Genomic DNA, 12,758 nt, shown 5'->3' with positions numbered 1-12,758 from the left:
CGCAACAAATCGGGCCACGACCCTTGCCAGTTGTAGAACTCGTTACTACCTTTCGGGCAACTTCTGATGGGTCGTCAGACATTGTTCGGACGGCTCCCGGCCCGACCCTGGAGTTGCCGATGTCCTGCCCCCATCTGCCCGGTGGGTTCGACTTCACCGATCCCGATCTGCTCCAAGCCCGCATTCCGCACCCGGAGTTCGCGCAGATGCGGCAGACCGCACCGGTCTGGTGGTGCACCCAGCCTGCGGGCATCTCCGGTTTCGACGACGAGGGCTACTGGGCCGTCACCCGGCACGCGGACGTCAAGTACGTCTCCACCCATCCCGAACTGTTCTCCTCCCACACCAACACCGCGGTGATCCGGTTCAACGAGTCGATCAGCCACGACCAGATCGAGGTCCAGAAGCTGATCATGCTGAACATGGACCCGCCGGAGCACACCCGGGTCCGCCAGATCGTCCAACGGGGCTTCACGCCACGGGCGATACGCTCACTGGAGCAGGCCCTCCGCGACCGCGCCCGCCGGATCGTCGAGACCGCTCTCGCCTCCGCCGACGAGGACGGTTCGTTCGACTTCGTCAACCGGATCGCCGTCGAACTGCCGCTCCAGGCCATCGCGGAACTCATCGGCGTGGCGCAGGAGGACCGGTCCAGGATCTTCGACTGGTCCAACAAGATGGCGGCCTACGACGATCCCGAGTACGCGATCACCGAGGAGGTCGGCACCGAGGCGGCCATGGAGCTCGTCTCGTACGCGATGAACCTCGCCGCCGCCCGCAAGGAGTGCCCGGCCAAGGACATCGTGTCCCAGCTGGTCGCCGCGGAGGGTGAAGGGAACCTCTCCTCCGACGAGTTCGGCTTCTTCGTGATCCTTCTCGCCGTCGCCGGGAACGAGACCACCCGCAACGCCATCAGCCACGGCATGCACGCCTTCCTCACCCACCCCGACCAGTGGGAGCTCTACAAGCGCGAGCGGCCGGCGACGACGGCCGAGGAGATCGTCCGCTGGGCCACCCCCGTGGTCTCCTTCCAGCGGACCGCCGTCCAGGACACGGAACTGGGCGGGCAGCAGATCAGGAAGGGGGACCGGGTCGGGCTGTTCTACTCCTCGGCCAACAACGACCCGGAGGTCTTCGAGAATCCGGAGTCCTTCGACATCTCCCGCGATCCCAACCCGCACCTCGGCTTCGGCGGCGGCGGTCCGCACTTCTGCCTCGGCAAGTCCCTCGCCGTGATGGAGATCGACCTGATCTTCCACGCGATCGCGGACACGCTGCCGGACCTTCGGCTGGTCGGCGACCCGCGGCGGCTGCGCTCGGCCTGGCTCAACGGGATCAAGCAGCTCCAGGTCAGCACGGCCCGCTCCTGACCTGTTCGAGTGGCGGAGTCACACCGATGGGCGGATGCTGGTCGGGCGGCGATCCACGCCGAAGGGGTGCCGGGACGAGGTGTTCGTCCCGGCACCCCTTCGGCACCTCGTGCTCCGGATGGCGGCCGGGCTACTGGGGTTGCTTGCTGCCCACCGCGTCGTCGGTCGATCTCGGGACCGGCACCACCGCCGTAACCCCTTCCTGCGGCTTCGCCGCCGCGACCCCTTCCTGTGGCACCACAGCCGCGACCTCGTCCTGCGGCCTCGCCGGCGCGGGCACGGTCGGCGTCCGCAGCCTCCGCGGCCCCGACAGTACGTACGTCAGCCCGAAGCCGAGCGTGACGACGACCGCACCGCCCACCGCGTCCAGCACCCAGTGATTGCCTGTGGCCACGATCGCGGAGACCGTGAACAGCGGGTGCAGCAGCCCGAGCGCCTTCATCCACAGCTTCGGGGCCAGCATGACGATGACCACGCCGCACCAGAGCGACCAGCCGAAGTGCAGCGAAGGCATCGCCGCGTACTGATTGGTCATCGAGGTCAGCGTTCCGTAGTCCGGCTTCGCGAAGTCCTGGACGCCGTGGACCGTGTCGATGAAGCCGAGCCCCGGCATCAGCCGCGGCGGGGCCAGCGGGTAGAGCCAGAAGCCGACCAGCGCGAGGATCGTGGCGAAGCCGATGGAGCTGCGGACCCAGCGGTAGTCCGCCGGGCGTCGTACGTACAGCACACCGAGGATCGTCAGCGGCACGATGAAGTGGAACGTCGAGTAGTAGTAGTCGAAGAAGTCCCGCAGCCAGGTGACCTCGACGACCGCGTGGTTGGCCCAGTGCTCGATGTCGATGTGCAGCCACTGTTCGAGGGAGTGGATCTGACGGCCGTGGTGTTCGGCCGTGGCTCGGCCGGCCGTCGCCGCGAGCCTGACATGGGCGTACGCGGAGTACACGACCCTGATCAGGAGCAGTTCCAGCAGCAGATTGGGCCGGCTGAGCACCCTCCGCCAGAACGGCAGCAGGGGGACACGGCTCCAGCGGCCCGCCACCGGGGCCGCGTAGTCCGTGGGGATCGGCTGCTGCCAGTACGGCGAGGTGCGCAGCAGGAACGGTGCGACGCAGGCCGCGCCGATCGCCGCGATCAGCAGCACGTTGTCACGTACGGGGTAGAGCGCCGCCATGTTCGGCAGCAGCATCTTCCCCGGCAGCGTGAGCACGAGCACCACGACCGCGGGCCACACCAGCCGGTCGGAGGCCCGCTTGCCGACCCGGCCGACCACGGCGAGCAGCACCCACAGCAACTGGTGCTGCCAGGCGGTCGGTGAGACGGCGACAGCGACGCAGCCGGTCACGGCGACCGCGAGCAGCAGCTGTCCGTCGCGGGCGTACCGTACGGCGCGGCGCAGTCCGAGGAAGCAGACGGCAGCCGCCAGCACCACGAACAGCGCGATTTCGAGCGGGCCCGCCAGACCGAACCGGAGCAGCGCTCCGTGCAGGGACTGGTTGGCCAGGCTGTCGGCGTTGTCACCGAGTCCGGCACCCGCGACGTGGTGCACCCAGTAGGTCCACGAGTCGTGCGGCATCGCGGCCCAGGCCAGCGCGGTGCAGACCGCGAACGCGACACCGCCGGTCACCGCCGCACGCCTGCGGCCGGTGAGCCGGAGCAGGACCGCGAAGAGCAGCACGGTCGGCTGGAGCGCGGCGGCGAGCCCGATCAGGAGGCCCGAGGCCCGTTCACCCCGGACGGCGAAACAGGCCAGCAGCACCAGGAGCACCGGCAGGATGCTGGTCTGCCCCAGGTGGAATGCGTTACGGACCGGCAGGGAGAGCATCAGCACGCTGATCGCGACCGGGGCCGCCAGCAGGGCGGTACGACGGCTGACGGGGCCGGGCAACGCCCGGGAGGCGACGATACCGAGGGCGACGACGAGCAGCAGCGAACCGGAGGTCCAGGCGACCCCCAGGCTCTGCTCGGCGGTCCGGGTCAGCGGCTTCAGCACCAGTCCGGCGAACGGGGTGCCGGTGAACCGGTCGCCGGCGTACAGCGAGCCCGTCACGTGCAGAACGCCGTTCTCACCGATCCACGTCTCCAGATCGGCGAGCCGTTCGCCTGGCGGCTGCCGCAGCACCACCGCCATCTGCCGTACGGCCAGTGCGGCCACCACCAGCCAGAGCAGAGCCCGGGCCGCCCCGGTCCTCGCCCCCGTCGCCGCATCTCCGCGCACACTGTGCTCCGCATTCGCCACGCTGCGCCGCCCCTCCCGCCGTTTCGTGCCCGTCCCTCGATCTGGGCGTGCTGTGAAACCTTCGCATTGCGCTATGAGGTAGACACAATCAACCCCCTCTTCGCCTGGCTGTCATCATCCTTTTTTCCGAAAGATTGACCGAAGGGCCGGTTGAGGCGGCGCGCAGCCCGCGCGCGGAGCCGGGACCAAAACGAAAACGAAAACGACGACGCCGAAGAAGACGAAGACCAGAACCGGAATCGGAACCAGAACCGGAAATGGAATCGGAACCGGAGCCGGGGCCGGAAGCGGGGCCGCAACCGGAACCGGACGGGTGGTCCCCACGTCCTCTCCCGTGTTCATCGGTCACGGGGGAGGAAACCGGGCATGGGGTGCGCAGGTGGGAAGCCGCGGGTGCGGGGGGCGGGGCGTGCGTGGACGGTGCCGTCGCGGGGTGCGGGGCGCACGTGGGGGACGCGCGCGCTGTCGCTGCTGCTGATCCTGGCGTCGTTGCAGCTCGGATCGCTGATCAGCCCGGCGTACGCCTGTGGCTGCGGAGCGATGGTTCCGAGCAGGGCGACCACGGTCTCGGTCGACCGGGAGACGTCGGTGGTGAACTGGGACGGCCGTACCGAGCAGATCGTGATGCGGCTCACGGTCCGCGGGGACGCTCCCGAGGCGGCCTGGATCATGCCGGTGCCGCACCGGGCGTCCGTGGAGCTCGGTGACCCGTCGCTCTTCTCCCAGCTGGCCGAGCTCACCGCGCCGGTCCACGAGACCAGGCACTACTTCTGGCCGCGCTCCCACGACTGGCCGTTCGGCGGTTCGGGCGACGGCGCGATCTCGGACGGGGCGCCCTTGCCCGGCGCTGCCCCGGTCCAGGTGGTCGGCCGGGAACGGCTCGGCCCGTTCGATGTGGCACGACTGGCCGCGACCGATCCCGAGGCACTGCAGAAGTGGCTGCGGGACAACGGCTTCGATCTGCCCGACCGGCTGGCGACGGCGCTGAAGCCCTACGTCGACCAGAAGTGGGAGTACGTCGCGATCCGCCTCGCCCCCGAGGACGGGAACAGTCCTCTGCGCGGCAGTCTCGATCCGCTGCGGCTGCGCTTCGCCAGCGACCGGCCGGTCTACCCGATGCGCCTGTCGAAGCTCGCCTCGACGCCGCAGCAGCTGGACCTGTACGTCCTGGCGGCGCACCGGATGGAGCCGCGCGACGCGATCGGCGGCAATGCCCCGCAGGTGACGTACGCGGGCAGGATCGACCCCCGGTCGGTGCTGGACGACACCGTGGCACTGGAGGAGGTGGCGGGCAGGAAGCCGGTGTTCCTCACCGCGATCAAGCAGTCGTTCCCGTACCCGGAGCGGATCGACGACGATCACGAGCTGCGCGCGACCGAGGCGGACACCCCGTACCGGACCACGGTGTACGCCGACCGGCTGCTGACCGTGGGCGGCGTCCCCGTCTGGGTGCTGTCGCTGCTCGGGGCCGTGCTGGTGGCCGCGGCGGCGGTGCTGCTGGTGTGGCGGACACGACGTCTCCGGCAGGCGGTGCCCCCGCCGCCGGTCACGGTTCCGCCGCCGCTGCGATGAGCGGCGGGGCCCGCCGCCGACCGCTGCGACCGACCCGGAAAATCCGTTCGCTCCGCTGATCACGGCCGCGTCAGAATGACGCGCATGACCTGGACCGTGGCCCCCGAACCCTTCGACTCCCCCGACTCCGCACTGCTGCGTCGCGACTACTACGACGAGGTCGCCGGCCGCTACTGGGGGCGGCCCGCGACCGCCGAGGAGATCGACGACGGGCTGACCGACGACGGCGCCGACCGGCTCGCCCCGCCCACCGGCCGGTTCGTCGTCGGCCGGTTCGGGGGGAAGCCGGCGGCCTGCGCGGGGTTGCTGGTGGTGGACGCGGACATCGCGGAGCTGACCCGGGTGTACGTACGCCCGGAGCACCGCGGCACGGGCGGCGGCGGGCTGCTCCTGGCGGCCGTCGAAGGCGCGGCGCGCTCCCTCGGTATACGCACGGTCAGGCTCGACACCCGCCATGACCTGGTCGAGGCGCGGGGTCTGTACGCCAAGCACGGCTATCGGGAGGTTCCGGCGTTCCACCGGGGGCCGTACGCGGAGCACTGGTTCGCCAAGGAGCTCTAGGTCGGGGTTCACGCCGGGCCAGGAGATCCCGCCTCATCCCGTTCCGGCGGTCCCGGCTCGCCCCCTTCCGGCGGCGTGGTCCCGTCTCGGCTCGGGGCTGTGGGGCCGCTCCCTGCTCGACCCGTTCGTCTCGGCGGTCAGCTCCACCACGAGTCCGACGAGGTCCGTCGGCCGCTGCGGTCCCCACCAGTCGCCCAGGAGTTCGGCCATCGACTCCTCGCGTGCCTCCGCGAGCTTCACCGCCACGTCCTCGCCGGCGTCGGTGAGCACCATCTGAACACCTTCGCGCCGGACCAGTCCGCGCTCCTCCAGTTGCCGCGCCGCCTCGCTGACGACCCGTAGCGGCACCGGGGCGACCTCGGCGAGCTTGGCCGGTTCGACCGTGCCGTGCCGTCTTATGCGCAGCAGCATCCAGCTCGCCGCGGGCAGCAGGTCGTACCCCGCCTTCTTGGTGATCTTCTCGTAGACCTGGCGGCGCCCGGCGCGGGTGGCGAGCACCGAGAGGGCTCGGGCGCATTCGTCGTACGAGGAACGTTCGACCGGATTCGTCGCCAGGGTCTGGGTGGGCTCCGGGGCGGTCACCGAGCCGCGCAGCCTGTCCTCCTTGAGGAACCACGCGAAGGCGAAGGCCAGCAGGACGACGGGCGCCGCGTACAGGAACACGTCGGTGATCGAGGTCGCGTACGCGTGGAGCACCGACGGGCGCAGCGCGGGTGGCAACTGGCCGATGGCGCGCGGGTCGGCAGCCAGCTTCCCCGCGCTGACTCCGGGCGGCAGAGTCCGGCCGGTGAGCGCCGCGCCCAGTTCGGTGATGAGCCGGTTCGTGAAGATCGTGCCGAAGACCGCGACGCCGAACGAGGCGCCGATGGAGCGGAAGAACGTGGCCCCGGACGTGGCGACGCCGAGATCCTCGTACGTGACGGCGTTCTGCACGACCAGCACCAGGACCTGCATCACCAGGCCGAGCCCGGCGCCGAAGACGAAGAAGTAGACGCTCATCTCCAGTGTGCTGCTGGTCTCGGTGAGCCGGTGCAGGAGCTGCAGTCCGATCGCGGTGATGGCGGTGCCCGCGATCGGGAAGACCTTCCAGCGGCCGGTACGGCTGACGATCTGCCCGGACACGGTCGAGGTGAGGAGCAGACCGAACACCATCGGGAGCATGTGCACACCGGACATCGTCGGCGTGGTGCCGTGCACCACCTGCAGGAAGGTCGGCAGATACGTCATCGCGCCGAACATCGCGAAGCCGACGACGAAGCTGATGACGGCGACGAGCGTGAAGGTCCTGAGCCGGAACAGCTTCAGCGGTAGGACGGGCTCCGCGGCGCGGCGCTCCACGTGCACGAAGGCGATCAGCAGGAGCACGCTCAGGACCGCGAGGCCGATGATCTGCGCCGAGCCCCAGGCCCAGGTGGTGCCGCCGAGCGAGGCGACGAGGACCAGACAGGTGGCGACGGACGCGATGAGGAAGGTGCCGAGGTAGTCGATGGTGTGCGGCGTACGGCGGACCGGGATGTGCAGCACGGAGGCGATCACGAGGAGGGCGACGACGCCGATCGGCAGGTTGATGTAGAAGACCCAGCGCCAGCTGAGGTGTTCGGTGAAGAAGCCGCCGAGGAGCGGTCCGAGGACGCTCGTCGTACCGAAGACCGCACCGAACAGACCTTGGTACTTGCCGCGTTCGCGCGGCGCGACGAGATCGCCGACGATCGCCATCGAGAGCACGATGAGACCGCCGCCACCGAGGCCCTGGAGGGCGCGGAAGCCGATGAGCTGCGGCATGTTCTGGGCGATGCCGCAGAGTGCCGAACCGATGAGGAAGATGACGATGGCGGCCTGGAAGAGCTTCTTGCGTCCGTACTGATCGCCGAGTTTGCCCCAGAGCGGGGTCGCGGCGGTCGAGGCGAGCAGGTAGGCCGTCACGACCCAGGAGAGGTGTTCCAGGCCGCCGAGGTCGCTGACGATGGTCGGCAGCGCGGTGGAGACGATGGTCTGGTCGAGCGCCGCCAGGAGCATGCCGAGCAGCAGCGCACCTATGGCCACCATGACCGACCGCGTGGAGCGGTACTCACCGGTGGCCGGGGCCGCGGCCGTGGGGCTCAGGTGCTGGGCCATAGAACATCTCCTTGGATCCACTACCTCCCCATCCTGGCCGTTCCACCCGGTTATGGCCTGCCGAGCGGCACGGGCCGGGACCTGGGGGACGTTCCCTGGGCAGGTGGTGCGCGGGAACGGCAACGGGATCTGCGGGGACGTTCTTTGCACAGGTATCCGCCCGCGCGGCTCCGGACCTGGTACCGCACTTCGGTACGGCATTGGGCATCCCGGCGGCGGCCTGCATAATCGCAGGCAATTCAAGGGGAGGGGTCCACCATGGCCGGACATATGTGCCCGGAGTGCGGTAAGGACAGCAGAGCGGACGAGCGAGGGAGACCGGACGGAGGACCGGACGGCAGACCCGGAGCCCGCCCGGGCTGCGCGTGCGGGGAGCAGGCGGCACGACACGCCGTCGAGCAGCGGCGCGCCGAGCGGGCGGCGACCGAATCGGCGGAGATCGCGGCGGCGGAGGACTTCGATCCGCTACGGATCCGGCCGTACGTGACGCTGGGGGGCGACGCGACATCGGGGGGCGATGCGGCAACCGGGAGCAGTGCGGCACGGGGAGGCGCCGACGTGGCATCGGGGGGCGATGCGACATCGGGGGGTGGCGGTGCGGCACCGGAAGGCGACGTCACATCGGGAGGCGGGGCCGCACCGGGAAGCGACGCGACACCGGCCGTCGGCCAGGTGCCGCCGGGGCAGGAGCAGGCAGTGCCCCTCCGGCCGGAGGAGGACGCCGCCACGACGATGCCGCTCCCCGTGGGCCCGGCAACGGCAGCTCCGCTGCCGGACGCCGTCGAACCGGCCGAGGCCGCTGCCACCACGCCCCTCGCCCCCGCCCTCGCCCTCACCCCCGCGTTCCCATCGGCCTTCACCGCCGCCGACGATCCCGTTCAGCCACGCGGCCGACGTCCTTTCGCGGCACTCGCCGTGGGAGCCGCCGTGGCGGCGGTGGTGGGCACGGCGGCGTTCGCGGGCGGACTGTTCGACGGGAGCGGCAACGCGGACGTCAACGAGGAGGAGGCCCTGCCGAGCACGGTGGCGAGCGCCCCGGCACAGGAGTCGGCATCGGCCTCCGCATCGCCGTCACGCTCCGTACCGGCTTCCGCGTCGCCATCCGCCTCGGCCTCCCCCTCCGTCTCCCCCTCGGCAAGCACCTTGCCGTCACCGTCCGCGCCCGCTGCCACGCAGTCGGCCGCCGCCTCTCCCTCCGCGTCCACCCCGGCAGCGAGCAACTCCGCATCTGCCGCACCGCCCGCTTCCCTGGCCGGACCCACGCTGCGCCGCGGCGATCAGGGGCCCGAGGTGGCCGAGTTGCAACGCCGGCTGGAGGAGATCTGGCTGTACCGCGGACGGGACAACGGCGACTTCACGAGCCAGGTCGAGCACGCCGTGAGCGTCTACCAGTCGTACAAGGCCATCGAGGGCGACCCGTCAGGCGTGTACGGACCCCATACCCGCCGCGCCCTGGAGGCGGAGACGACAGGACGGGGACGCTCCTGACGCCCGGCCCGACATCGTCTCCCGGGAGGCGATTGGCTTTCCCGGCACCGTTTTTGTATCGTGATGGAACAAAGTAGCCTCAGCCCGTCACCCCCTGACCGGCGGGCGAGGCTGCTTGTTCTCTTTGCCCCTCCCCTGCGGCACCGTCAGACGCTGCGGGTCGATCGACCCACGGGGCCGGATCCCCCACCGGGTGACATTCGATCCGGCCGGGTCTCGCGGCGGCTCCTGATGGGGTCGCGGGCGGCCCCGTAGACGCCGGGCGGACAGTCGTCTCACGCTCACACCCGGACCGGCGGCGGCCGGGGCGCCGGATTGGCCAGAGCAACACTCCTCTTTGTATCGTAATGAAACAAATACGCTACACGCAGAGGATGGCCCCCTTGCCCAGGTCAGAGACCATTGGTGTTTTTAAGGCGCTGCTCCTGGACATGGACGGCACTCTCGTGAACTCCGACGCCGTCGTGGAGCGCTGCTGGCGACGCTGGGCGCTGCGGGAGGGACTCGACCCGGAGGCCGCGCTCACGGTGGTTCACGGACGGCAGGGGTACGCCACCATGGCGGCGCTCCTCCCGGACCGCCCGATGGAGCAGAACCACGCGGACAACCGGGCGATGCTCGCCGAGGAGACCGCCGACACCGACGGCGTCGTCCCGGTCGTCGGCGCACCCGCCTTCATGGACGCGATCGCCGGGCTCCCGCACGCCCTGGTCACCTCGGCCGACGAGGCGCTGGCACGGGTCCGGATGACCGCGGCGGGCCTGCGGATGCCGGCCACCCGCGTCACCGCCGAATGCGTCGGTGCCAGCAAGCCGGACCCCGAGGGCTTCCTCAAGGGAGCGGCCGAACTGGGTTTCGCCCCGGCCGACTGCATCGTCTTCGAGGACTCGGAGGCGGGCATCGCGGCCGGGCGGGCGGCGGGCATGCGCGTGGTGGGCGTCGGCCCGCGGGCCGCGGCGCTCTCGCCCGACGCACACGTGGATGACCTGACGCAGCTTCGGGTGGAAGCGGACTCGGACGGCTCGATCCGGCTGCACATCGACGCGCGATAGCCGCCCCCGCGGGAGGGTCGGAACGGAGCCGTCGCCCCCGCGGAGGGTCCGAACGGAGCCGTCGCCCCCGCGGGGGGGCCGAACGAAGCCGTCGCCCGCACGGAGGGTCCGAACGAAGCCGTCACCCCCGACGGCCATCGACTGCGCGGGACACCGGCCCCACCCCGGACCCGACTCGCCGTCAGTCCCGGTGCAGTCGCCCCCGTGCCACCAGTTCCAGCACGGTCGCGACGGCCACCGCCTGAACGGCCATCAGCGCCACCAGCACGAACAGCTGCACCGCCCCCGCCTCGACCGGTGAGGCGCCGCCCAGCAGCATGCCCACGAAGGCGCCCGGCAACGTGACGAGGCCCACCGTCCGCGTCTGATCGAGCCCCGGCAGCAGCGCGTCCGCCGCCGCGGGCCGGGCGATCTCCAGCCTCGCGTCACGGTCGAGCAGTCCGAGCGCCATACCCGCCTCCACCTCCCCTCGCCTGGTCGTCAGCTCGTCGAGCGCCCGCCGCCCGCCGAGCACGGTCGCGGTCAGGGCACCCCCGATGAGGATGCCGGTCACCGGAATCAGCGCGATGCCCCGGACCGGGACGAGTCCGGTGAGCAGCAGCACCGCCACCACCGGCGCGACCCCGGCACCGATCGGCAGGGCCACCCACCACCAGGTGCGATTGGGGGTGATCCGGCGGCCCGCGGTCCGTACCGCCACGGCGTACATGAGTGCCACGAACGCGAGCAGCGGCGGCAGTGAACGGACCACCCAGCCGATGAGCAGGGAGACCGCGGCGAGTTGGACCGCGGCCCGCAGCCCGGCCAGCACGATCTCGCGCGACCGGCCGAGCGAGGCCAGAGCGGCGACCGTGGCCGCCGCCGCGAGCAGCACGGCGAGTACGACGCCGAGGGTGATGTTGACGGGAAGCAGCACGCCGCAACCCTACGACCGGCTCCGCACGGACCAGCGGCGCCCTTCGGCGGTCCCCGTCGTCGATGTGGCTGCGCGTCAGCACATACGCCCGCGCAGAAAGGGACGTACGCCCCCATGCTCCGAGCCCGTTCGTCAGAACCCTTGATGTGACGTGCGCATGTCGCCACTCTGTTACCTGGCGCCCACCCCACGGAAATCTGGCGCCGCCACGATGGCCGGGCCCCACGGGTCGCCCGTCCAAGGTCCCCCCACATCAAGGGAGTTCGCATGTCAGGTGTCTACGCGCGTCGCATCGCTGTCGTCGCCGCATCCGCCGCGCTCGCCGCAACCACCGGGCTGCTCACCGCCCCCACGGCCCAGGCGGCCATGCCCACACCGATCGCGGCATCGACCGCCCGTACCTATCTGAGCCAGCTGACCGTCGCCGCGGAAGGCTCGTCGAGCGGCTACAGCCGCGACAAGTTCCCGCACTGGATCACCCAGTCGGGCACCTGCAACACCCGTGAGGTCGTCCTGAAGCGCGACGGCACGAACGTGACGCAGGACTCCAGCTGCGCCGCCGTCAGCGGCACGTGGTACTCGGAGTACGACGGCGCCACCTGGACGGCCGCCTCCGACCTGGACATCGACCACATGGTCCCGCTCGCGGAGGCCTGGCGGTCGGGCGCCAGCAGCTGGACGACCGCCCAACGACAGGCGTACGCCAACGACTTGACGCGTCCCCAGCTCATCGCGGTAACGGACAACGTCAACCAGTCCAAGGGCGACAAGGACCCCGCGAAGTGGCTGCCCCCGCGCGCCGCGTACCAGTGCACGTACGCGCGCGCCTGGGTGCACGTGAAGCACTACTACGACCTGAGCGTCGACTCGGCAGAGAAGAGCGCCCTCCAGTCCATCCTGAACGGCTGCTGAACGGCCACTCAGCGGTTGCCGAACGGCTGCTGAGGCGGCTGCACGCCTGCCGAGCGGCTGTTGGACGACAGCCGGAAGGCTGCCGGTCACCGAGGGAGAAGGCGAGGGCGAGGGCGAAGGCCGCGACGTTCCGCACCCTGCCGAGAGTTACGGGCCGCCGGGCGCAACCGCCCCGCCCTTCCCGTCGTTCCGTACCGTACGGAGCCGTGCGCACCGCACGGCTCCGTACCCATACGCGGCGGCACAGGTTCGACAGCACCGTGCCGCTCCAGGTGCGGCGCCGCCCGGACGTCGGGGTCGGCGTCGGCCTCGGGGTGATCTGCGCACGCCGGGCCCGCAGAAACGTCCCCGGCTCACTGCCGCTACCACTGCCGTCGCGACCAGGCGTCGCATTTCCGGTGTCGCACCCCGGGGCGGTGAGCGTCCGCGCCGGTGGGGGGCCCTGGCATTACCCCGAACGCCAGTACCGGGAACAGCCCGGTCTCCCGCCGCGCGCCCTGCGGGGATGTGATGGACGCTGAAAACCTGCTCCGGTT

Annotated in this window: 9 protein-coding genes; 6 read left to right on the top strand and 3 right to left on the bottom strand. The window is 70.8% G+C overall.

What is annotated here, in order from left to right; translation table 11 throughout:
- Positions 1-119 precede the first annotated feature (119 nt).
- On the top strand, positions 120-1,370 hold the full coding sequence (locus ACFVUT_RS25900; RefSeq protein ID WP_389654314.1) for a cytochrome P450: 1,251 nt from the start codon (positions 120-122) through the stop codon (positions 1,368-1,370).
- A gap of 130 nt (positions 1,371-1,500) precedes the next feature.
- Here the strand turns inward: ACFVUT_RS25900 and ACFVUT_RS25895 are convergent, their stop codons facing one another.
- Positions 1,501-3,537 (bottom strand): bifunctional glycosyltransferase 87/phosphatase PAP2 family protein, encoded by a 2,037-nt coding sequence (locus tag ACFVUT_RS25895; protein ID WP_389654422.1) that lies wholly within the window; start codon positions 3,535-3,537, stop codon positions 1,501-1,503.
- 546 nt (positions 3,538-4,083) lie between these two features.
- On the opposite strand from ACFVUT_RS25895, the gene ACFVUT_RS25890 reads away from it, so the two are divergent.
- Together ACFVUT_RS25890 and ACFVUT_RS25885 are read left to right on the top strand one after the other, a co-directional pair.
- A complete protein-coding gene (locus ACFVUT_RS25890) occupies positions 4,084-5,178 on the top strand; it encodes a DUF2330 domain-containing protein (protein ID WP_389654420.1) in 1,095 nt (364 codons plus the stop codon).
- Between the two features lie 84 nt (positions 5,179-5,262).
- Complete coding sequence (locus tag ACFVUT_RS25885; protein WP_389654312.1) at positions 5,263-5,739, top strand: GNAT family N-acetyltransferase; 477 nt, start codon at positions 5,263-5,265, stop codon at positions 5,737-5,739.
- Between the two features lie 33 nt (positions 5,740-5,772).
- On the opposite strand, the gene ACFVUT_RS25880 is transcribed toward ACFVUT_RS25885, so the two are convergent.
- Entirely contained in the window at positions 5,773-7,854 is a 2,082-nt protein-coding gene (locus ACFVUT_RS25880; RefSeq protein ID WP_389654310.1) for an MFS transporter, read from the bottom strand.
- Between the two features lie 696 nt (positions 7,855-8,550).
- Here ACFVUT_RS25880 and ACFVUT_RS25875 point away from each other — a divergent pair.
- Together ACFVUT_RS25875 and ACFVUT_RS25870 are read left to right on the top strand one after the other, a co-directional pair.
- Entirely contained in the window at positions 8,551-9,342 is a 792-nt protein-coding gene (locus ACFVUT_RS25875; RefSeq protein WP_389654308.1) for a peptidoglycan-binding protein, read from the top strand.
- Positions 9,343-9,725: 383 nt separating this feature from the next.
- Positions 9,726-10,394 (top strand): HAD-IA family hydrolase, encoded by a 669-nt coding sequence (locus ACFVUT_RS25870; RefSeq protein ID WP_389654306.1) that lies wholly within the window; start codon positions 9,726-9,728, stop codon positions 10,392-10,394.
- Positions 10,395-10,575: 181 nt separating this feature from the next.
- Here ACFVUT_RS25870 and ACFVUT_RS25865 read toward each other — a convergent pair whose 3' ends face one another.
- Positions 10,576-11,310, bottom strand: a complete 735-nt coding sequence (locus tag ACFVUT_RS25865; RefSeq protein WP_389654304.1) for an ABC transporter permease — start codon at positions 11,308-11,310, stop codon at positions 10,576-10,578.
- Between the two features lie 267 nt (positions 11,311-11,577).
- On the opposite strand from ACFVUT_RS25865, the gene ACFVUT_RS25860 reads away from it, so the two are divergent.
- Entirely contained in the window at positions 11,578-12,222 is a 645-nt protein-coding gene (locus tag ACFVUT_RS25860) for an HNH endonuclease family protein (RefSeq protein ID WP_389654302.1), read from the top strand.
- Positions 12,223-12,758: the final 536 nt, after the last annotated feature.

Origin of the sequence: Streptomyces sp. NPDC058051 (assembly GCF_042885475.1) — a bacterium.
In the GTDB taxonomy this organism is placed as follows: domain Bacteria; phylum Actinomycetota; class Actinomycetes; order Streptomycetales; family Streptomycetaceae; genus Streptomyces.
This window is presented reverse-complemented; position numbering and strand designations above follow the sequence as displayed.

Coding starts and splice junctions, on each gene's coding strand:
- ACFVUT_RS25900 (WP_389654314.1), top strand. CDS start 120: ATGTCCTGCCCCCATCTGCCCGGTGGGTTCGACTTCACCGATCCCGAT.
- ACFVUT_RS25880 (WP_389654310.1), bottom strand. CDS start 7,854: ATGGCCCAGCACCTGAGCCCCACGGCCGCGGCCCCGGCCACCGGTGAG.
- ACFVUT_RS25860 (WP_389654302.1), top strand. CDS start 11,578: ATGTCAGGTGTCTACGCGCGTCGCATCGCTGTCGTCGCCGCATCCGCC.
- ACFVUT_RS25885 (WP_389654312.1), top strand. CDS start 5,263: ATGACCTGGACCGTGGCCCCCGAACCCTTCGACTCCCCCGACTCCGCA.